17 protein-coding genes are annotated in these 22,859 nt (G+C 41.9%); 1 reads left to right on the top strand and 16 read right to left on the bottom strand.

All coding sequences use genetic code 11. The features are described from left to right. Positions 1 to 48: 48 nt before the first annotated feature. The 7 genes from ACSUPM_RS02155 to ACSUPM_RS02125 all read right to left on the bottom strand — a co-directional run bounded on the left by ACSUPM_RS02155 (position 49) and on the right by ACSUPM_RS02125 (position 9,074). Positions 49 to 1,803, bottom strand: a complete 1,755-nt coding sequence (locus ACSUPM_RS02155) for an AMP-binding protein (protein WP_201565801.1) — start codon at positions 1,801 to 1,803, stop codon at positions 49 to 51. Between the two features lie 282 nt (positions 1,804 to 2,085). Beyond that, positions 2,086 to 3,873 (bottom strand): AMP-binding protein, encoded by a 1,788-nt coding sequence (locus tag ACSUPM_RS02150; protein ID WP_201565799.1) that lies wholly within the window; start codon positions 3,871 to 3,873, stop codon positions 2,086 to 2,088. 342 nt (positions 3,874 to 4,215) lie between these two features. Then, on the bottom strand, positions 4,216 to 5,442 hold the full coding sequence (locus tag ACSUPM_RS02145; RefSeq protein ID WP_025651656.1) for an FAD-dependent oxidoreductase: 1,227 nt from the start codon (positions 5,440 to 5,442) through the stop codon (positions 4,216 to 4,218). Between the two features lie 212 nt (positions 5,443 to 5,654). Beyond that, positions 5,655 to 6,386, bottom strand: coding sequence for an amino acid ABC transporter ATP-binding protein (locus tag ACSUPM_RS02140; protein ID WP_173239201.1), 732 nt, complete (start codon positions 6,384 to 6,386; stop codon positions 5,655 to 5,657). A 193-nt stretch (positions 6,387 to 6,579) separates the two neighbouring features. After that, the gene (locus ACSUPM_RS02135) at positions 6,580 to 7,251 is read right to left on the bottom strand and encodes an ABC transporter permease subunit (RefSeq protein WP_025651658.1); all 672 of its coding nucleotides are present in this window, start codon (positions 7,249 to 7,251) and stop codon (positions 6,580 to 6,582) included. Then, a complete protein-coding gene (locus ACSUPM_RS02130) occupies positions 7,248 to 7,994 on the bottom strand; it encodes an amino acid ABC transporter permease (RefSeq protein ID WP_201577258.1) in 747 nt (248 codons plus the stop codon). The genes ACSUPM_RS02135 and ACSUPM_RS02130 overlap by 4 nt, the downstream gene beginning before the upstream one ends. Positions 7,995 to 8,093: 99 nt before the next feature. Continuing rightward, positions 8,094 to 9,074, bottom strand: coding sequence for a glutamate/aspartate ABC transporter substrate-binding protein (locus ACSUPM_RS02125; protein WP_198015427.1), 981 nt, complete (start codon positions 9,072 to 9,074; stop codon positions 8,094 to 8,096). Between the two features lie 417 nt (positions 9,075 to 9,491). Between ACSUPM_RS02125 and ACSUPM_RS02120 the strand changes: the two genes are divergently transcribed. Further along, positions 9,492 to 10,472 carry an Hsp33 family molecular chaperone HslO gene (locus tag ACSUPM_RS02120; protein ID WP_101211768.1) on the top strand — a complete coding sequence of 327 codons (981 nt, stop codon included), beginning with the start codon at positions 9,492 to 9,494 and terminating at the stop codon, positions 10,470 to 10,472. An 85-nt stretch (positions 10,473 to 10,557) separates the two neighbouring features. On the opposite strand, the gene ACSUPM_RS02115 is transcribed toward ACSUPM_RS02120, so the two are convergent. The 9 genes from ACSUPM_RS02115 to ACSUPM_RS02075 form a co-directional block, all read right to left on the bottom strand. Further along, positions 10,558 to 11,496, bottom strand: a complete 939-nt coding sequence (locus ACSUPM_RS02115) for a hypothetical protein (RefSeq protein ID WP_201565793.1) — start codon at positions 11,494 to 11,496, stop codon at positions 10,558 to 10,560. Position 11,497: 1 nt separating this feature from the next. Beyond that, on the bottom strand, positions 11,498 to 13,534 hold the full coding sequence (locus ACSUPM_RS02110; RefSeq protein WP_201565791.1) for an ORC-CDC6 family AAA ATPase: 2,037 nt from the start codon (positions 13,532 to 13,534) through the stop codon (positions 11,498 to 11,500). 12 nt (positions 13,535 to 13,546) lie between these two features. Then, positions 13,547 to 14,515, bottom strand: coding sequence for a phosphoribosyltransferase-like protein (locus ACSUPM_RS02105; RefSeq protein WP_201565789.1), 969 nt, complete (start codon positions 14,513 to 14,515; stop codon positions 13,547 to 13,549). Next, the gene (locus ACSUPM_RS02100; protein WP_201565787.1) at positions 14,512 to 15,900 is read right to left on the bottom strand and encodes a DNA methyltransferase; all 1,389 of its coding nucleotides are present in this window, start codon (positions 15,898 to 15,900) and stop codon (positions 14,512 to 14,514) included. Before ACSUPM_RS02100 ends, ACSUPM_RS02105 begins: the two co-directional genes overlap by 4 nt. Positions 15,901 to 16,121: 221 nt before the next feature. Beyond that, positions 16,122 to 17,603 carry an alpha/beta fold hydrolase gene (locus ACSUPM_RS02095; RefSeq protein WP_201565785.1) on the bottom strand — a complete coding sequence of 494 codons (1,482 nt, stop codon included), beginning with the start codon at positions 17,601 to 17,603 and terminating at the stop codon, positions 16,122 to 16,124. Positions 17,604 to 17,838: 235 nt separating this feature from the next. Beyond that, positions 17,839 to 20,043, bottom strand: a complete 2,205-nt coding sequence (locus ACSUPM_RS02090) for a PhoX family protein (RefSeq protein WP_352286815.1) — start codon at positions 20,041 to 20,043, stop codon at positions 17,839 to 17,841. 259 nt (positions 20,044 to 20,302) lie between these two features. After that, entirely contained in the window at positions 20,303 to 21,019 is a 717-nt protein-coding gene (locus ACSUPM_RS02085) for a fumarylacetoacetate hydrolase family protein (RefSeq protein ID WP_352286818.1), read from the bottom strand. Positions 21,020 to 21,114: 95 nt separating this feature from the next. Next, positions 21,115 to 21,840 carry an ABC transporter permease gene (locus tag ACSUPM_RS02080; protein WP_025651665.1) on the bottom strand — a complete coding sequence of 242 codons (726 nt, stop codon included), beginning with the start codon at positions 21,838 to 21,840 and terminating at the stop codon, positions 21,115 to 21,117. A 12-nt stretch (positions 21,841 to 21,852) separates the two neighbouring features. Continuing rightward, positions 21,853 to 22,587: an ABC transporter permease gene (locus ACSUPM_RS02075; RefSeq protein ID WP_025651666.1), complete on the bottom strand. Its 735-nt coding sequence runs from the start codon at positions 22,585 to 22,587 to the stop codon at positions 21,853 to 21,855. Positions 22,588 to 22,859: the final 272 nt, after the last annotated feature.

The following is a 22,859-nucleotide window of genomic DNA, read 5'->3' as shown; positions in this document are numbered from 1 at the left end:
TCCGTGATGTTTAAAACCTAAATGTTTCAGACCTAATAAGCAAGCTTACTATAAGCCTAGCTCTTCTTTCATCTGTTCGATAATTTTATATTTTTGAATTTTGCCAGTGATGGTCATCGGGTATTCGGTCACGAAGCGATAGTAGGTCGGCACTTTATAATGAGCGATATGCTCGCTACAGAACTGGCGCACTTCTTCTTCAGTCAGGCAATCTGGCTCTTTAGGAATAATCCATGCCGCAAGCACCTCACCATAACGCTCATCTGGGATGCCAACGATTTGCACATCACGAATTTTTGGATGGCGATATAAATAGTTTTCAATCTCGACAGGATAAATATTTTCACCGCCGCGAATAACCATGTCTTTACTACGACCAACGATTTTGACATAGCCATCTTCGTCCATGGTGGCCAAATCACCGGTATGCATCCAGCCATCTTGAATGGCTTCGCGGGTTTTAAAGCGGCTGCCCCAATAGCCTTTCATCACTGAGTAACCACGGGTCAGGAGCTCGCCAGTTTCGCCTAAGGGTACAATCTCACCCGTTTCAGTATCAACGACTTTTACTTCAAGCGCAGGTTGCACCAAACCAACGGTCGATACTTGCTTCTCAAGCGGCGTATGCTCATTGGTCTGGCAGGAAACGGGACTGGTCTCAGTCATGCCATAAGCAATGGTGACCTCACTCATATGCATCTTATCAATGACACGGCGCATGACTTCAATCGGACAGCTAGAGCCGGCCATAATGCCAGTACGCAAAGTCGATAAATCAAAATTTTCAAACTCAGGATGGTCAAGCTCGGCGATAAACATCGTCGGTACGCCATGCAGACCAGTACATTTCTCTTCTTCGACTGCTTGCAGGACTGATAACGGCTCAAAGCCATCGTTCGGATAAACGATACAGCCGCCATGCGTCAGAATCGCTAAATTACCGAGCACCATACCGAAGCAATGATATAAAGGTACTGGAATACACAGCCTGTCTTCTTCAGTGAGATTCATGGCCTCACCGATAAAGTAGCCGTTATTTAAGATATTGCGATGGCTTAACGTCGCGCCTTTTGGCGTCCCTGTCGTGCCACTGGTAAATTGGACGTTAATAGCATCGGTGTTTTTAAGCTGGGCTTGACGCTCGGCAACCCGTGGATCGTTGGCATCGCCTTCCGCCATCCAAGCAGAGAACTTCTGCATAAAACCAAACGCTTCATCAGAGTTTGGTTCATCAATCCAAATGATACGCTCAATGGTTGGAATCTCGACCAAATCAAGCTGAGTATAATCTTTATGATAAATCTCGGGACACAGCTCACGGATGAGACCTGCATAGTCGCTGCTTTTGAAATGGCGCATGAGCACGAGTGCTGAGCAGCCGAGTTTATTTAACGCATATTGCAGCTCAAAGGTACGATAGGCAGGATTGATATTGACGAGGATAACGCCGACTTTCGCGGTCGCTAATTGCATCAAAAGCCATTCAGCATTGTTGTGCGACCAGATACCGATGCGATCACCAATCTCAAGTCCCATCTCAATCATACTACTAGCCAGCTGATTGACATGCTGTTGTAACTCACGATACGTCCAGCGGATATTTTGATGGCGCACGACCAGTGCTTCGCGCTCTGGATATTTTGATACAATCGCATCAAAGAAATCACCAATGGTCGCTTCAATCAGCGGCACATCAGGACCTTTATCATAACTTTGGGTAAGTGGCGCATTTGCTGAGCGCGCGCCCATATTGATGCTGGGGATATTATTTAGAATGGTATCAAAATCAGGATTTTTAGTCATAACGAGTCCTTTCGTTTTACTTTATACGGTGCTAATGAGTTGCGTGTGATTAGAGCTTTTTCCGTTGTACAGCTCTTACCTAGCATGTCGCTACTATACCGTTATCAATGAAAGGCTGTCAATAATAGTAATACACTACGTATCATTTAAAAAGAATATATAAAATTAACGTATCATTGATTACCAAATGACCATTCTTTTATATGAATTACATTAGAAAAGCCAGCCTTATACCATAATAGTATAAAGCTGGCTTTTCCAGTTATTATTAATAGTACACGCTTATTCTAGGAGCAGTTCTTCTATCATTTGCTCAACAATTTTATATTTTTGAATTTTACCAGTCACGGTCATTGGATAGTCAGTCACAAAGCGAAAATAGGTCGGCACTTTATAATGAGCGATATGGTCACGACAAAATTGACGCACTTCTTCTTCGTTTAAGCTACCCGGCTCTTTTGGAATAATCCACGCCGCCAATACTTCACCATACTTTTTATCAGGAACACCAACGATTTGCACATCACGAATTTTTGGATGGCGATAGAGATAGTTCTCAACTTCTACTGGATAAATATTTTCGCCGCCACGAATGATCATATCTTTACTACGCCCAACCACAGTGATATAACCATCTTCGTCCATCATTGCCAAATCACCCGTGTACATCCAACCATCCTGAATGGCTTTTCGGGTTTTAAAGCGGCTACCCCAATAGCCTTTCATGACCGCGTAGCCGTATGTCAGTAATTCGCCTGTTTCTCCAATCGGGACGACATCACCCGTTTCGGTATCGACGATTTTGACCTCAAGCGCTGGCAGCACCATCCCTACTGTCGATACTCTCTTTTCAAGGGGCGTTTGCGAGCTGGTCTGACAAGAGGCTGGACTGGTCTCAGTCATTCCATAAGCAATCGTGACCTCGCTCATGTGCATCTTATCCATGACACGGCGCATGACCTCGATAGGACAGCTCAAGCCGCCCATAATACCCGTGCGCAAACTGGACAAATCAAAGCTATCAAATTCTGGATGATCGAGCTCCGCGATAAACATCGTCGGTACACCAAGCAAAGCGGTACATTTCTCCTCTTCGACCGTCTGCAATACCGTTAGCGGATCAAAACCATCGTTAGGATAAACCGCGCAACCACCGTGAGTTAAAATAGCTAAGTTGCTGCCCACCATGCCAAAGCAGTGATAGAGTGGCAATGGGATACACAACCTATCCTCCTCTGTCAGCCTCATTCCTTCGCCCATAAAATAGCCGTTATTTAGGATATTGCGATGCGTTAAGGTGACGCCTTTGGGTGTGCCGGTCGTGCCACTGGTAAACTGCACACTAATAGCGTCAGTATTCTTAAGCTGAGCTTGGCGTTCCGCTACGCGAGGGTCGTTTGCATCTCCCTCTGCCATCCACGTAGAGAACTTCTGCATAAAATTAAAGTCCTCATCGCTTTCTGGTTCATCAATCCAAATAATGCGCTCGATGGTAGGAATCTCGACCAAATCAAGCTGAGTATAGTCTTTATGATAAATTTCAGGACATAGCTCACGAATCATTTGCGTATAGTCACTGGTTTTAAAATGACGCATCAATACCAAGGCCGAGCAGCCCAGTTTATTCAGCGCATATTGCAGCTCAAACGTTCGATAAGCAGGATTGATATTGACTAAGATGACGCCAATTTTTGCTGTTGCTAATTGCATCAGCAACCATTCAGCATTGTCATGCGACCAAATAGCGATACGATCACCTATCTCAAGTCCCATCTCAATCATGGCACTGGCTAACTGATTGACTTTTTCCTGTAGCTCACGGTAAGTCCAACGGATATTTTGATGGCGAGAAACCAAGGCTTCACGCTCAGGATATTTATTGACAATGGCATCAAAAAAATCTCCGATGGTCGCCTCAATTAGCGGTACATCAAGTCCTTTGTCATGGCTTTGGGTGAGTGGCGCATTCGCTGAGCGCGCACCTATATTAACTTTGGGAACATTATTGAGAATACTGTCATTAAGAATCTTGTCATTGAGAATATTGTCGAAATCGGCAAGCTGAGTCATAACGAGTCCTTTCGTTTTACGGTTGAGGTTTTTTTAGCAGTGCTATAAAAATAGGCTACCAAAGTAAATGTGATATTTTTCCTTGAACAGTTTTTAACGCATCCTCTTTATCGCTATAGATTTATCACCACAGATTGTGATTAAACTAAACTAAGTTCTAACCAATAATACAGTGCTTTAAATTAAAGAATATCAATAATAATACGATATGTATCGATATTAGACTGAAGCGTTCTTAAGTCTAATATCGATACAAGAGATGTGGTACATGTGAATAAAAAAAGCCAGCGCTGCCTTAGGATGGCAACACTGACTTAACGTTAGAAGCTTTTCTTTTAACCATTACGATTTAAGTATAACGGGCGCTTTAATCGTTACTGTCGCACTGACTTCATTGTTATCATCTAACAAATTCATGATTAACTCTTCATCCGTTTCAGTAGTTATCTGCCAATTACCTACCGCTTGCGGTACGCCAGTAACCATGACAGAGATGGCTTTATTTTTTAGACGAATCATCGGAGGCTTATGCTCATAGCCGTCGTGGTCATGACCTAAAATATCATCGGCAATGGTCGCAGCTTGCGCACGCAGCGGTGCAACATAACGACAAGCGACGCCATTGATAGACATGCAATCACCAATGGCGTAAATACTAGAAGTATTAGTACGCAACGTTGTCGCATCAACCACGATACCGGTACGTCGATTGAATTCAACGCCAGCAGCAGCAGGCAATTTATCATCAACCGTCAAACCGGTACTGGCAATCACGTGATCGACGATTAATGGTTCGGACTGCGAAGACACTGTGTTTTGTGCATCTAATGGCTCATAGCTGACTTGTAACTTTCCAATATTGTTGCCATCACTTATTCGAATAACTTCAGTTATCTGATAGCCGCCCAAAAAGTTAATCCCTTGTGATTTGACCGCTTGAGCAATACGTGCCGTCGCTTTTGACGGTAGCATTTGTGAAAGCGGTGCATCATTTAAATCAATCAGCGTTACTTGATGACCAGCCTTGAGTAAATCCTCGGCGATTTCTGTCCCAACCATGCCCGCCCCTACAATGGCAACGTGCTGACTGCCGCTTGCTAGCTTTTCTTGCAGCTGACCAAAACGCTCAATATGATTGACGTGCCAGACCAAATCCTCAGGCAAGCTTTTTGGGAAAATAGGATGTGCGCCCATTGCCAGTACCATCTTGTCATAGCTTATCGCTGTCGATGTCTCCGACTGCGTGCTAGATGCAATCTGCAATGTTTGACTCACAGGATCAATATTTATCACATGCGTATTAGCCAGCAACGTCACTTGCGCAGCCTCTGCGGCATCACTACCTGTAGCCCGCACCAAATCGGCGGCGCTTTTCTTCTGGCTAATCGCCATCGTTAGCATTGGTTTATGATAACGATCACCATTATCAGCAGTAATTAAAGTAATCGGAATGTCTTTATCTTTAGTCCGGATCGCATCAATCACGTGCCAGCCAGCCAATCCTGCGCCAACAATGACAATACCTGCCGATGGATTGCTCGCCACTACTGATGAATTTTCTACACTCATATTAGCTCCAATATCGTTTATAAATTATTTTAATTTTTGACATATTGGCTGCTATTGTATCAGTAAACAGCCATTCACTCATATATAGTCAGTCCTATATAAATCTACTGATATGCTGTGGGCACAAAAAAAGCGCCTATTAATAGACGCTATTGATAAATATTACTTATAAAAGCTTCAAATAACAAAGTAGCTGTTTTTAGTAGCCATCTCTAATGATTGAGAATCTTTGACAAGAACATCTGCGCGCGCTCACTTTTTGCGCCTTCAAAAAACTCATCTTTACTACAGTTTTCGACGATATGACCTTCATCCATAAAGATAATCCGGTTGGCAACCTGACTGGCAAAGCCCATTTCATGGGTCACACACATCATGGTCATACCATCACGGGTCAGCTCTACCATCACATCGAGCACCTCTTGAATCATCTCTGGATCAAGCGCAGAGGTTGGCTCATCGAATAGCATGGCTACCGGATCCATCGCCAAGGCCCGCGCAATCGCCACCCGCTGCTGCTGACCGCCAGATAGCTCCGCAGGATATTTCGCGGCTTGTACCGTCAGTCCGACGCGGTCAAGATAGGCCATGGCTTTTTGTTTGGCCTCGCTCTCTTTACGACCCAATACCTTAATCTGCGCGACCGTCAGATTATCGATAATGGTCAAATGCGGAAACAGCTCAAAATGCTGGAATACCATTCCCACACTGCTACGCAGCTTAGGTAAATTAGTCTTAGGTGCGCCAACAGAGATACCATTAACGATAATTTGTCCTTTTTGGAAAGGCTCAAGTCCATTAACCGTTTTAATCAAGGTGGATTTCCCACTACCTGATGGACCACAGACCACGACGACATCGCCTTTATGGACATGAGCGGTACAGTCAGTCAGCACTTGAAAGTCGCCATACCACTTACTGACACTGTCTATTTCAATGACCATCTCATCAGTCGCATGACCATTATTTGTGACCAGTCCGCCAAAGTCATTTGTATAAGTGTCAGCACTATTTATCACTGGCTCATTCATCACTGGCTCCTAACCACATTATGTTCGGTAATCATTATTAAATAAAAGTACTTTAGTAAAAGTATCAGACTCAACCTATTCAACTAAAAAGCTTTGATTAAAACGCTTAAAACCTTAAGCGCTTTTGTAATTGCTGCACGCCGATAGAGGCGCTCAAGCTGATGATAAAGTAAATTGCTCCAGCACCTAAGATATAAGGTGTCAATAGACCCATCAACTCACCACGAACGTAAGCGGCGCGGAAAAAATCCGTCAAACCAATGGCAAAAACTAGCGTCGTATCTTGGAATAAGATAATACACTGCTGCAAAATCAGTGGCAGCATCTTGCGAAATGCTTGTGGCAAAATCACAAGGCGCATGGTCTGCCCATAAGTCATGCCCAAGGCTTTAGCGGCATTAACCTGTCCACTACCAATCGACTGGATACCAGCACGCACCACTTCTGAAAAGTAAGCGGCCTCAAACATCATAAAGGCGACGACACAAGAAGCAAAAGCGGCATCAAGCTGTAGGTACTTACCTGCTACCCAAAAATAAATCATCGGTACGGCAAAATAAAACCACAGCAGCACCAATAACAATGGTACAGAGCGGAAGTAATTAACGTATAACTTTGCTGGTATTTCAAGCGCTTTGATACCTGACAAGCGCATCAATGCCAATACCGTGCCTAAACTGATGCCACCAACAATCGCCAAAAACAGTACTTTTAAAGTCATGAGCATACCGTCCATGAGACCAGGATAAGCAGTAGCAAGTTCGGTCATCATACTCATTTCTGACTCCCTGCAATAAGCCCCGGCACACGCAGTTTGCGTTCAATAAAGCCCATAATGGCAATCAATGACAGGTTAAATACTAAATAGATAATCGTCGCATACGTATAAATCTCAATACTATTTTGCGTATACTCGCTGATGGTTTTGGTTTGGCTAATCAGCTCCATCACCCCCACTAAGGAAGCGACAGACGCGTTCTTAAAACAGTTGGTCAGCTCTGAGCTCAGCGGTGGCAAAATGATGCGGAAGGCTTGCGGTAACAGCACTTCTTTATAGACTTGTGGAATACTAAAACCCAGCGCGTAAGCGGCATTGATCTGCCCTTGGGGTAATGACTCGATACCTGTCCGTACCTGTTCGACGATACGAGCGGCGGTAAACAAACCAAGACCAATACTGGCTGAAAGCATGGCTGAAGTGTTGGGCGATAGGTCCCGATACCACCAGTCCTGTATCGCTGGTGTCAACCAGCCGGGGGCGATATAGAACCAAAAAAATAGCTGGACAAGCAAAGGAATATTACGAAAAAACGTCACATACGCCGTACCGATCGTCCGCGCGGTCTTATTGGGTAAGGTGCGCATGATACCAAAGACGGTACCGACGACTATGGCGATTGTCCAAGCAATACTACCAATCAATAGCAGCCAGCCAAGACCCGTCATCATCCAATGGATATAAAGCTCGCTACCGATACCGGTATGCTCAAAGAGCACACCCCAGTTCCAGCTATAATTCATGGTTGGCTCTCCGAGCAGCGATTGATAAGCCGACGCGCCAGATGGGTTTTACCTATGACTCTGAGCACGTCAGCAAGCTATGTGGTGGGACAAGTAACGTTATTGCGCAGTCGCAGCTTTAGGCTGAGCGCTATCATGCGGATTGGCAATCAAAGCTTTTAAGTTGTCTGACATCTCAAAGTTTAGATTGACGTTTTTCGGTGGAATTGGGTTCAAGAACCATTTGTCATAGATGCTATTAATCTCACCAGAACTATAAACATTAGCAAGCGCTTCATCGACCACAGCTTTGAACTCAGGATCATCTTTACGCATCATACAACCATAGATCTCAAACGATTGTGGCTCACCGACGATGACCCATTCATCAGGATTTTTTGCTTTGGCTTTTTCGCCAGCCAGCAATACATCATCCATCATAAAGGCATCCGCACGGCCGTTTTCTAGCATTAAGAAGCCTTCGCCATGATCTTTTGCTGAGATAATATTGGTATTCATTTTATTATCATCGTTGTACTGACGGATGTAACGCTCTGAGGTCGTACCCGATGTGGTGACTAGGGTTTTATCCTTTAAGTCAGCAAAATCATTGATACCTGAATCTTTTTTGGTCAATAGACGAGTGCCGATTTCGAAGAAACCATTGGAGAACGCTACTTGTTTTTGGCGCTCTTCGTTGTTGGTCGTTGAGCCACATTCGAAATCTACCGTACCGTTTTGTACCAATGGGATACGGGTTTGTGAGGTGATCAGGTTATAACGAATTTTTAGATCGGGCATGTTTAACTTTTGCTTGACCGCTTCCACCACTTTCATTTCTAAATCATGGGCATAGCCGATAGGCTGATTAGGATCATCAGCGATATAAGAGAATGGAATAGAGGAGTCACGGTGACCGACGACGATAGTGCCTGAATCTTTGATTTTTTGTAGCGTACCGTTAGGATTTGCTGCCGCTTCTGTGGTGGTCGCATCGCCTGCTGCTGACTCGTCAGTGGTTTGGCTGCTATTATTACAGCCCGTTAGGGCTAATGCCATAAACGCAACCAGAGTCAACGGTTTGGAGAATAAGTAGGTCATGAGATACATCCTTTTATCACAATATTGAAAGGATACTTGAGCGACATGAAGCTTATTGATTTGACAGTATCGCCCTGCATCCGTGCAGTTGTTGCTGTTATTTATCATAATGCAACTTAATGTTACTGTACAACAAATTTGCGGGTGGTGGTAAACTTTTTTTAATGAAACGACGACTTTCATTTTTAAGTGCTATACCAAGACGCAACGATTGAATGAAAGCCAGCCATTGCAAGAAATATCGACAGATACATTGAAGTACACAATGACAGATATATTGATAAACATCAGGTTAATTAATAATGACATTTATGCTAAATAAATGTCTTCAGACTTTAAAGCAATCGAGTAAATACGATTGATAAATCCTGAGCAATCCCCATAAAGCTAACAACTTCTTAATACTACAAATGACTTATGACCCAAGATACTCAAGTCCCAAATGTGGACAACCAAACTGCTGGCAACCCTACTGATAACGATATCCGCCAACGCTTTTTTATCGAAGACTCGCCCGTACGCGGTGACGTGGTGCGCCTATCACGCAGCTATGCGAGCACCATTGCCCAAAAGCCTTATCCTGAAGCGCTAAAACGCTTATTGGGTGAAATGCTGACAGCGGCAAGTTTGCTGATCAGCACCGTTAAAATCAATGGTCGTCTATCGATTCAACTGCAATCATCAGACAGCGATAGCCTGCTCAATTGGGCAATGGCAGAATGTGATCAAGACGGTATCATCCGCGCCCTTGCCAGCTGGAAAGGCGACACCGATGAACAAGTGCAAGCTTGGAATAATATGACCCATGCCAAAGAAGCCTTTGCTGAGTTGGGCGCGACGGGACAAGGCGTATTGTTTATCAATATCCAGCCTGATGGTGGCGAGCCGTACCAAGGTATCGTCGAGCGCAGTCATGACAACTTGGCTGACTGCTTAGCGCATTATCAAAAGCAATCTGCGCAGATTCCAACGCTGATTAACTTGGCGTCTGATGGCCTACAGGCAGGTGGTATTTTAGTACAGATGCTACCGCGTACGGCTGAGGAAACCTATGAAGTCGAGCAAAACGAAGACGCGGGCATCGATGATGATTTGTGGACACGTTTAAGTGTGCTAACTCGTACAGTAAAAGCAGAAGAATTGACCACGCTGGATGCCAACGAGATTATTTATCGCTTATATAACGAAGAAAACGTCGTAGCGCCCGATCCTGTTGCTTTGGCATTTGGTTGTACCTGCTCACGCGAGAAGTGTGAAATGGCGATTGAGCAAATCGGTGAAGCAGAAGCCTTAGAGATCGTCGAAGAGCAAGGCGGTACGTTTGAGATGGATTGCGGCTTTTGCGGTGAAGTTTATAAATTTAATAAAGACGATGTCGCAGCAGTATTTGCTGACTAATTTGTATTAATGCAAACCAATTATTATAAAAATCCCTCAAGTATGCTGCTTGAGGGTTTTTGTTTAGTCTAAATCAAGGTTATATTTACAAGTTATCAAATTCAACTGTGTATAGCCAAGTTTTAGCAACACCAGTTGAAGTCTCTTTTTGATAATTCTTTGTAAAAGGATATATTAAACTTACAGCTTCATTTTCATAACGTGACATCCAAGCTAATCCTGCTCCTAATGCTTGTGGCTTAGTAGAGAGTGGACAAATATACACGTGCCTATACTTGCGTAAGCACTTATTGTCGTCTATATAATTAATTAAAGCAGAGGCTGTCTCAAATGGATCCCATGCCGGAGCAAACAATGGATCTTTAGGTTTCTCACCCATGGAGTCATAAGCCTCAACAGTGCATAAAATATTCTCTTGGTACATATCAGGTTGTAAGGAAGGAAAACCAAAAAGCATCACAACATCAGCATTTTCACTATATTGAACAGCTCTCCCTATCAAATTTTTATCGTATCCTGCTAAAATAATGATCAAATCTCTTTTATCATTAGCATTATTACTACCTTGGAAACCTGTTATTTGTCTAGTTTCATATACAGATCCCGAAGAGAATTCTGTTTTCTCCTTACTCTTGTATATACTTGGTTCGCTGTAAATAAAATCTACTGACTTAAAATTCTCGTTTTTTAAATACCTCAGTAGGAGAATTAGTTGTGGTCTCATAAATCCTGTTATATCAATACATACGCGTTGATCAATATACTGACTCAGATTTAAAGAGCTATCTAGAGATTGCAACTGTTCTAGTTCATTTTTTCCTTTTACCACTATTACATTTGAATTTGGTATTTCAGCTGTCGAAAAGTCGTACTCTGGCTGTATTAGCCAAAATTTAGACGTAGCAGTAATATCTCTGAAAACGTCTTTAACTCGGTCACTATTATTAAATGAAGATAGAAATAAGTCCCAATTAATATCGTTATTTAATTCTAATTCATCTCGATAAAAAAAAGAAAAATCCATTCTAAAAATCCAATAGCTGTTGTGTTAATACTTCAGAAATACTAGTGGTCGAGAATGGAGCATTCCTAGAGTTTTCAAATTCATTTTTAAACTTATTGAATAGCTCATCCTTAGTAGAGTCTATGAGCAGTTCAGCATTGTTAGTTGTTAGTGATAAAGATCCTCTTCTACTAATTGGAAGCCCCCATCTAGGGCAGAGCAGCCCATTTAAATGATACTTATCCGAGATATTCTGTGAATTTTTATCCTGTCGTTTATCATCGTGAGAAATAATAACTCGTATTCTCTCTGCCCACCTAATTATATTGACAAAATCAGGACTTAACTGAGACATATTAATTGAGAAACTAATTGCAGAACATTCAACTGGTTTATCTGCATACATCTCAATTCTAAATATCTCACATAGTTTATTAATAAATAATGCTACCTCTTTACCTAACTCACCTTCACTCACGCTATCATTGTAAAACCAGTCTGCAGCTTCTTTCAGAGATAATATTTGGGATTTGGCACTAATTTTAAAATTAGGATCAAACGGTTTTCTTCCAGCAAATACTTCGTACTGATATATATGCCTAAGCAAGGTAATAATATGCCTAGGAAACCCTTTAGTGATTAATAGTAAATTAGGCAAACCTACGTATTGATATGAATTATTTCCATGCTTTTCCCTCAAAATAGCGCCTATATAGTTAGTTCTGTATTTATCAAGCTTAACCTTTATATCACCTTTTCCTGTCGCTTCAAACTCATCTAAGTTTACTTTTATTTTATCAGAAACTTTTAAGAGCTCTTCTTCAGTGGGCTTGCACTTAGACCATCTTTGACTGAATAGATGAATTGCAGCCTTTTCCACGACTGGATTTTTCTCAACATATAGATTTTTTTTGATGTATTCACTACTCTCTTTTCCTAACTTTCTATTACACTTATTGACAAATTTAACTAAAGTTTTTTCAGAATAATTTTTGTCTTGTTGTACAAGATATTCTATATTAGGATTTTCAAATAGATTGAATAAATATTCTTTCCTCTTGCTAGCTAATTCTTCTTCGCTTAATTTGCTATTGACCAACAAAACATCCTCTGCGAGACCAGAAGAAACCAGTCTGTTTACTATTAATTTTATCGCAAAATTTTCATAATTGGAGTTTTCTTCTGATAATATGCTATCAAGTCGCAAAACATCGAACTCATGGCCCTCTTTATTACTCTCGTTAGACCCCATTATTTCATAAGTTTTCATACCATGTTTTCTAACACCAATACGAAAAGTTACCGGATCTTTTTTCTCTCGGATTAAAGTATTAATATATTTCTGCTGGTTAAAACTTATATTCTCTAACTCATCTGCTAGATAAAGAAAATTGACATTTTTAAAATAAGAAGAATATTTTCTTAGAGCTATTGGTATTCCAAAAATAAGATCACCATAATTAGTCAAAATTTCAACATTTATACTTGTCTTGAATAATGAATTGTTTATTTCATAGTCTATTTTCCGAGAAATTTCGTCAATACAATATTTTAACTCTACTATATTCTTAATACCTTGCATATCATCATTTTTTTGGAATATATCTATTATATCTTTACAAAACTGCATTTCATTATCGAAAAAATTATTTTCTTCTTTTAATCTGACCAATGAGTCAAGAAACAATCCTGCCAACCATAAATCAAATGAATATGAAAACAATCTATCAATCTGATCTTGTGGTATGTTTAAATTATCAAATCGGGAACCGTGTAAACTACTAGATTGAAAATAAACACCATAATACCCATCACTTTTAATACCATTTAATTCATTTTCTTTATTTCTAAGTAACTGTGCACTAGAAGAAAAATACCTCATTAGATGCGTTTTTCCGCTACCTTTACCACCAATAATGTACTTAGCTACCAAGGATTTTGCCGAAAAATACTCTAACAACCCCTTCGCCTCACTTAAATCTACCCAATTTTTATTTACTTCATCATCATTCAAATCGTTTGCTTTAATTGTAGTAAAAGGATTTTTATTCATTTCCATATTTTACCCCATTTAGCTTAATTTACTATATCTTTTGAATATTGGTTGCCACTGTTTACGTACTGACCAAAAAATAGGCAATGTATTGTTTGGAGTATTATGAGTGAATCCAAGTAATAATTGGCTATCATTATATCCCAAAGCATCAACATGATTTCTTGATATTTTTTTTCCGTAAGTTCTACTCATTTTTTCAAGATATGACTTATCAATGGAAGGGTTTACTGTAGTAGGAAAGCACCGAGAATCTGTAGAAAAACATTTAAATGTATCATTCAACTCAAAAATACATGCAACATCATTAAAGTCTACTTTTTCCTTAATTTTATTAATTGCTTCTTTTGTAGCAAATAATGCTACATACTGAATCACTGCTTCACTATTCTGAGCTTTAATCGTCTTAATAGTTTCAGCAGTACGCTTGATAACCTGTGTACCTGTACCACTCAGATCGTCTAGAAAAACATACCTATTAATTGACATATCCTGTATAGTTACGCCAACGACACCATTCTCATTGTTAGTAAAATTAAATATTTCGCTTTGATTTATAAATAATTTACTCGATAAATTATTCTCTTGTCGAAAATAATATAATAAATGTGTTCCACTTTCAGCAGGATTACCTACGCCAATAAATCTAACCTTCCTCAAACTATTCAAATATTGACTGTTGATTAATTGGAAATTATTTGAATTACTATTACTCTTTCTTATAGATTTAATTAAGGGATGCTTAACTTTATCTCTAAATACTGATTTAAGCATTTCTCTTATCTCACGATTACCGAAATACATGAAACAACTTAGCAAATACAGTGCATGTAGTTTTTGTTTGTCTATATCAGTATCAAAGTTAGTGATTGTAAAATTATCTAACCATTTATCAATATCCACATTATCAACTTTGTTCTCCCATATATTTTCTGAAAGTTTCTTTATCTTAACTGTGAGACTATCCTCAAAATTTAATTCATTCATTTTTTAAAAACCAAAATCCATTCTGAGTTCATAACACTAGAGGTTTTATTTCTTTTAGTCATTAATCCTCTAGAGTGAATATCATCAACTAAGACTAACTCGGTTGAGAAACCAACTTTCTCTGCTATTAGTTGAATATACTTTTGTGTTTCAAAATCGAGACCACAAACCTTATTATTTCCCATTACTATTACACAATAACAATTTTTATTAAGAACATTATACATCTCTCTTATCGATAGCTCCATCTCGATAATATAGTTACCATTTATATGTGCTCTTAAAGGGTTTATAGTCCATATCGACTGGAGCATTTCATCTATTATTCGGATTCCAGTATTCGCTAAGGATTTATATTCACCCTTACTATAGTGCTCTCTACCAATATTTAACTTTTCAAAATCACGTAAATTTTTATCTTCACAAAAACCAAGCCAACCTAGGCTTAGAGAAGAGGAGCGAATATATTTCTGTGCACCAGCATAAGGCGGTGATGTTATAATAAAATCTACTTTTTCTTTATCAAAAACTTCGGATTTTGATAGGTTCTTCGCGTCACTACTAATAATTTTAGCTTTATGCAAAATAGATTTCTCATAAAGCTTTTCCATTCTTAGAATATTATTTCTTACTTGCCTCCTAAATACTGAAAACACATCAATGCTTTCTAACAGTTTCAGTTTTTCCCTGAGTTTTTCTTGCATCTCTACTGATTTATATTTATCTGGATTTATTCTTACTGGAACATTCATGTTTTGGTCAGAATAACTACATTTTTTTATAATCGATGAGAAAGTTACCAAAAAGAAATCTCTTACCTCTTGCGACTCTATTTTTTCGATTGCTTTTAATAAACGTGATAGATCATGTTGTGTTCCTTTGGAAAACCATAGATCAACGTTTACAACATTACGTAAGTCGTATTTTCTATATCGCCTTGCATTAGTTATAATTTTTTCAGTTACACTTAAAAGTAATTCTGGATTTAAAGATGTAGTTTTCACCTTACTAATCAGGGTAGCTAAGGGGTTAGCATCACAACCGTAAGCATTGTAATTATGTAGTATGGCCTCTAATAAAACTGTACCCGACCCACAGAATGGATCTAAAACTATTCTGTTTGTACCATTAAGCATTCGTTTAGAGTTTAAGAAAAATATAGGAATGTGCTTAATCAATTTAGCTGGATATGGATGTATATAATGTGTGTAGGAATCAGCATATGGTACCCAATATACTAACTTCCTGAAATCAACTTGAATTGGGGTTTTATCTTCAGAATATGCTTCTATCAACTTATCAAGAATATAGTCAATATACGTTGGAATGTCGGCACTTTCTAAACAAGAGTCTTCAATCAAACAATCAGCATCAATAACTTTCATATAACTATCAAACACTCTCTTTTACTTATCTGGTTAGGTTATTAATAATGTTAGCCAGTGTTTTAGAAAATCGACTTTAACTAAAACACATAATATCATATTAGTTAAGCGACTTGAGGTATTACTATAGCTCTGAATAAACATCTTATTACAGAAACTTAAGTTCTCATTAACACTTAAGATACTATCAGAGCTCACAATGAATTGAAAAATAAAATTCCCTACACCGCCACAGCCAAACTTCTAGGATAAGAATATATGCGCGTTCTACCAGCATAATCGCTTTTTCCATTATCAAGCAACCATTCAACGACTTGCTCACGCACCCTTCTACTATGAATTAAGTTCATATGATTGACGCCATAAAACACCGCTTTATGACCATCTGGGACAAATAACGCATGCTCGGCATCATCCTCGCCTAGCGCTGATGCGACCGATACCAAGCTATCGCCAAGTAAATCTGTCATCTTTGAATCATAATGAGTCTCGACCAAGGCACTAGCGACAAAATATGTTTTGATACCACTTGGCAGCCGTGCAGGATGGCGGAAATCTTGTGGTAGCACGCTACGACCTTCTAGAGACTTCCAATCAGCATCCCGAATGCTACCATGACGCAGATCAATAATACCGGCACTTCGCATATCGCCTAACTTGGCAAGTGAGCCTGCAAAGGGTAGCTTGGCGATAATATCTTGGACGTGGTTGCCGATGCGCTCAAGGACAGCCCCATGATGCGGCGAGCCTAACGTGATAAGATTGCCCACCCGTTTGACCCAATCCAAGCGTTCTTGCTGACCATAAAACAGTGCACTACGAGCGACCAAGCCGCCCATACTGTGCCCGACCAGATCTATCTGACTGATGTTTGGATTGTTATCCACTAAGTCTTTTAGCAATTGCGAGAATTTACGACCACTGCGTGAGATGCGTCGGCCAGTATTGTAGTCCAGCAACAGCACAGTAGTGTCTGGCTGGGTGTTCTTGATGGCATCATCGATACCATTACCTTCTCGCGATTGCCAGCTCAAGTGGCTCATACACAAACCATGACACAAAATGGTGACACGCCCTGATAGCGCGTCACGTTGTAGATTGCCGTCTCTGTCGTATAGCACCATCGGCACCGCAAGCGCATTACCATTATTCACGAGGTGATCGCCCATGACACCATTGAGGACATTGACCAGCTTTTTTAACGAATCTGGTAGTGGTCGCGCACTTTTTTGACTAATGATGTTTTTGTAGATACGCAGCACCGATGCGAGATTATTGCCCACCATCAGCATGATATGGCGTATCGTGCCATAGATGCGTCCGGTGATACCACGTTGCCAATTGTTAACATTGCCTTCGTTAAAACGCCCCAAAGGACGCAAGATAACTTCGCGGTGGATGGCTTCTACAATCTCAGTGACCTCAACCACCCCCATCGTCGCCAGCTGTGCTAAGCCCTCAAAAAAATCAGCCAACGAGATAGGCTCACGCGACGTTGTCGCATTATTATCATCTGCCAATAGTTTGACCAACTCATCGACATCGATGGCTTCAAGCTGGTCTATTTGCTCGTACAAATCACCATGCAGCGGCATGCTATCGTCTGAGACGAAATGCGCCTCAAGTTCATGGCGGTTGCGGGCATCGCTGTTAGCGCTATCAGGGATAACACCATCAGCGTAAGATAAATTTGGACGATTCATAATAGTGAAACATTCAGCAAAAAGGTTAGTTTTACATACTATCCTTTAAATGAGCTAAATAGAAGGGAATGATTTGACCTTCGCGTATGTTTCTTGACAAATAACTTAATAATTTTATAGAGATAAGCCTTAGACGATGTCATTGATCTCATAAAAACAAAAGAATCCCAAGCCATTACTTGGGATTTTTTTGACTGATTAATTTTTTATAAATTTGTTATATATAGTTAATCGCTTATATAAAGGACTCGGCCAGTATAACATCGCCATCCTCGCGCGTAATCATGACCGTGGCTGAACGTGGCGTACTGCCACCAGCGATGGCGCCCCAAGTATTACCAGGATGCTGAATATTGATAAACAGCGTTTTAAAATCTGGCGTCATGGTAATACCTGTCACTTCGCAGCCCTCAGGACCAACGAAAAAACGTTTGATATTGTTATCACTAGCAAGCATGCCGACTGGCGTTTGTTGCCCAGCCGAAGTGGTGGTCAGCGCACCATCATTCACCTTGCCCGGTAGCGCCGCCAGTAACATGCAGTTCGTGGTATCGGTATACGCACCATCATCGGTCTGAATCCACAACACACCACGTGGGTCAAAGTATAAGCCGTCTGGCGAGGACAAATCATTGCTGGCATTTAACTGCGATAAATTCTCTGCGGACAAACCACTAGGCGCAGCAAACAGATAAATATCCCATTCAAAGGTCGTTGCCGCATGATCGCCGCCCGCTTCTGCCCAGCGGATGATATGCCCATTGTCATTGCCACGCGCTTTGCCACCTGCTTCATAGCTGCGCGGATTGGATGCTGAAACGGGCTGGTCGTCACGCTCGCCGCGATATTTATTATTGGTCAAGGTCACGTACACCTCGCCAGTCATGGGGCTGACTGACACCCATTCAGGTCGATCCATCTTGGTTGCACCTAGCGCGTCAGCAGCAGCACGGGCAAAGATTAAAACCTCATCCTGTCCATTAAAAGGCAAGTCGCGATTAGAAGCGTCCAGTCCATTTTGACCATGAATCAGTGCCTTCCATTCGCCTCGACCATTTTCATTAAAGGTCGCGACGTAGAGCGTGCCCTCATTCATATACTTGTCACCAGCTTTTAGGCCGCCACCGATATCCGAATTTGACCATGTGGCTTTGGAGACGAATTTATAGATATACTCACCGCGTGCATCATCGCCCATATAAAAGACCACGGGCTTGCCTTGCTCAACAGGCGCGTAGGCACAGTTTTCATGCGCGAAACGCCCTAGTGCGGTACGCTTTTGTGGTACGGATTGCGGCTCAAACGGGTCAATTTCGGTGATATAACCAAAGGTATTAAAGCCATTACGGTAATCATCGGCAGCGCTTGCTCCAACGGCAGTCATGTCCCAACGTGAGAATTCGTCAGGGATTTTGGCGTCTTTGGCCTCAGGTGTGTGCCATAAATATTCAAAGCCAGCAAAGTTCTCTGTTGCCCCATAGCGCTTGCGACCATAATTATGTTCAGCACTCAATTGACTGGCATCTTGTCCACGCGCGAATACCCCTAGGAAGTTCTCTTCGGTGGTCAGATACGTGCCCCAAGGTGACAGCCCTGCACCACAATTATTATTGATGCCGCGAGTCTGAAAACCGGTCGGGTCAAATTTGGTCTTAACCAAATCAGAACCAGCAACAGGCCCCGCCAATTGCGTCGTGGTACTACTGGTAATACGGCGATTGTATTTTGAATCAGTCACCATCTCATAGCCTATCCCATTGGTGCGTCGACTCATCTCAACCACCGCAACGCCATGGCAATTAACCTCTCGGCGTACATCGCTCGCGAGGCGACGGTTCTGGAATATCGGCGCAGCATCATTATCTTGAGTCACATAGTAGCCAAACGGGCTAAGCTCGCTACTATTCACGTACTCATGGTTCATGACCAGCAGACCATTGTCTGACGCTTTGGTATCATATGCGCCGCCTTTTTTGCCAAAGAACCACATACCATCATGGTTGTCACCCATGCGCCATTCGAACGACTCGGCAGACTGCTCACGATTGTCTTTCCAATCATCGATACCAGACATGAGCGGCGTACCCAGTGGTAATATTATCTCCGCTTTGTAGCCTTCAGCCACGCTCATCGTTTCGGCAGTGGAATGTGCTACTGCGGTAAACTTCAAGGCTTCCGGACGCTTAAGATCGCCCTGTGCAGGAATAGCAGCATTGTTGCCTGCGCTATTATTGATGGTATTGCTGTCATCGTCGTCACTACAGCCGACCAACGGCAGCGCACCAAAAAAAGCAGCAGCCGTCAATCCCGTGCCACCTTTTAAGATACTGCGGCGGTTCAAGCGGCGGCTAATAATGGTTTGAAAGTCAATATTATTCGTAGGATTAGAGTCTTCAACGACTTCATGGGCAAGCAGTTGCTTATTATTCAATACGGTCATTATCAGTCACCTTGCTGTTGGCTGGATTGGCATAAAAAGGCTCGTTGCGGCGGTATTTTGTCCGCCACAACAATACGAATTACGCTTAAGTCTACCGAGCATTTATGACAGTACGTTGAAAGCCAGATGACAGTTTGATGACAATATTTCTGATAAAGAATGGCTGATGGACAGCTTTTATAGACACTGATAAAACAAAAACCCCAAGCGTTAACTTGGGATTTTTGATACTTCATACTTGAGACTAATTTTAGCAAGTTTAGTGTACTTGCGCCTGCCATTCATGTGCGCCCAACTTTAGCATGAGCTTATCACCTGCATGCAATATCCCAACGCCGCTTGGCGTACCAGTCATGATGACATCGCCTGCTTGTAAGCTAAACGCATGACTGATATTGGCCAATAATTCATAAACCGGAAACAACATCAAAGCGCTCTCGCCATCTTGCTTAAGCGTGTCATTGATGGTCAGTTGGTAGTGCACATCGGTAAAGTCACCGAACGCTTGCGGATCGAGCCAGTCAGCGAGTACACAAGCACCGTCGAAACACTTGGCACGCTCCCATGGATGACCTTTTTCTTTTAACTCAGTTTGCAAGTCACGCAAGGTCAAATCTAGTCCTAAGGTCACGCCACCAATCGCCTGCTGAGCTTGCCCAATGGTCGCAGCCGACAGGTCAGCTGACAGCTGAACGCATAGCTCTGCTTCGTAATGGGTCTCACCAAATACTTCTGGATTTGGGCGGATAACGCCTTGACGAATAGAGACCACCGCAGAGGCAGGTTTCATAAATAGCATGGGCGCGGCTGGCACCTCATTACCCAATTCGTGAGCATGAGCGGCATAGTTACGACCGACGCAGACGACCTTTCCGATGGGTGCGCGTAAGCTCTGATTGACACTCGCAGCGCCGTCATCATCATTGACATTTGCGGCAATGGCATCGACTAATGACATATGTGGTGATTGGCTCATACTAGACTCTCACAGCAAAATTATGGAAATTTTTATTGGCAAATTTAGCATTATCCAACATGATTTTAGCGATAAATCACTTTAATAATAAATCATTAAGGAATCGTATTGGTCATCACATCTGGTGGCACATAGCTGGCATGACGGTTCATTCTTTTTTCAAACAGTCTAAAGCTAAATAAGATCACCCACGATAACAACAAATAGACGATACCGGCTGCAAAGAACAATTCCATCAAGGTATAAGTACGGGCACTAATCGTACGAGCAACGCCCGTAATATCCATCAAAGCAATGGTTGACGCCAGAGCGCTGCCCTTTAGCATAAAGATAACTTCGTTACTGTAAGCGGGAATCACAATGCCAAAAGCACGCGGTAAGGTAATACGAGTCAGCTTCTGCCATTTTGACATCCCAATCGCATCAGCAGCTTCGAGCTCGCCCACGGGAATGTTTTGAATCGCGCCGCGAATGATTTCTGCCAAATAAGCGCTGGTATTGAGCGTGAAGGCAATGATGGCACACCAATAGGCTTGGCTCAGCACTGGCTCCCATAAGAATGAATCACGTACCGCTTCGAACTGACCAAGACCATAATAAATCAAAAATATCTGCACCAGTAGTGGCGTGCCACGGAAAAAGAAGATATATAAAAAGGGCAGTATCTGTACCACCCAATTTTTAGACAGTCGTAACAGCGCTAAAATCAGACCAAAGAACAGTCCTATAATACCTGAGATGACCACAAGCTGAACGGTCAAAACCGCGCCGCCTAGTAAGTCAGGGATATGCTCAAAAATAACCTGCCAATTCCAATCCATAGTATCTCTCCTCTATCCTATGGTCGATTGACGTTGAACGGATTGACGACTCAGCTTTTTAGCATAGCGCGCCGCTGGGTTGGCACGCCATTCAAGCCACATCATAAAACCCGTAATCAGCACGGTTAAACCCAGATAGATAATCGCCGCCGCCATATAAAAAGTAAACGGCTGCTGTGTTGACTGCGCCGCGCGCGAAGACTGATACATGATATCTTTGAGACCAACCACCGATACCAATGCCGTGTCCTTAAGCAACACCAAAAATAGATTGCCCAATCCGGGCAGCGCAATCTGCCATACTTGCGGTAGGGTAATACGATAAAAGGTCTGAAAAGGACGCATGCCTATCGCTTGCGCCGCCTCACGTTGGCCTATCGGAATCTCTTGAATCGACATGCGAAAAATTTCAGTCGCATAGGCACCAAAAGCAATCGACAACGCCATGACGCCGCCCCAAAAAGCACTAATTTCGACATAGTCGTTATAGCCGAACTTTTTGAGAATGCTCATCAGCAGTATAGAGCCGCCATAATAGATAAACAGCACCAAGAGCAGCTCAGGAATCCCGCGCATCGTGGCGGTATAAACAGTCGCAAGCTTACGTAGCAGCCAGATATTTGACAGCTTAGCTGTGGCACCGAGCAGACCTAAAAACATGCCGATGACTAAACTGGTCATGGCAAGTTGTATGGTGACGGTAGCGCCGCTTAATAGAAGCGCGCCAAATCCTTGTAAATCAAACACAATTATCCACTCAGTCTCTTTATATTAGCAATATTAGCAAAATATGAGTTAAAAGAATCAGCATCAATAGCTGAGCGCTGCCTATAACCGTATTTTATATCAAATTGATACGGACAATCTGTTTAATAGCACGACAACAGATTAATACCATCATAGAAGCGGTAATTGACACAGTAGAAATGAGCGCCGATTTTATCATATTCGCTCGCCGCTATGTTAATACTGACACGTAAAAGCGCGCCCTAAATCGCCACTTATCTCTACAAAAAGAA

It is taken from the genome of Psychrobacter okhotskensis, from assembly GCF_965638355.1.
In the GTDB taxonomy this organism is placed as follows: domain Bacteria; phylum Pseudomonadota; class Gammaproteobacteria; order Pseudomonadales; family Moraxellaceae; genus Psychrobacter; species Psychrobacter okhotskensis.
This window is presented reverse-complemented; position numbering and strand designations above follow the sequence as displayed.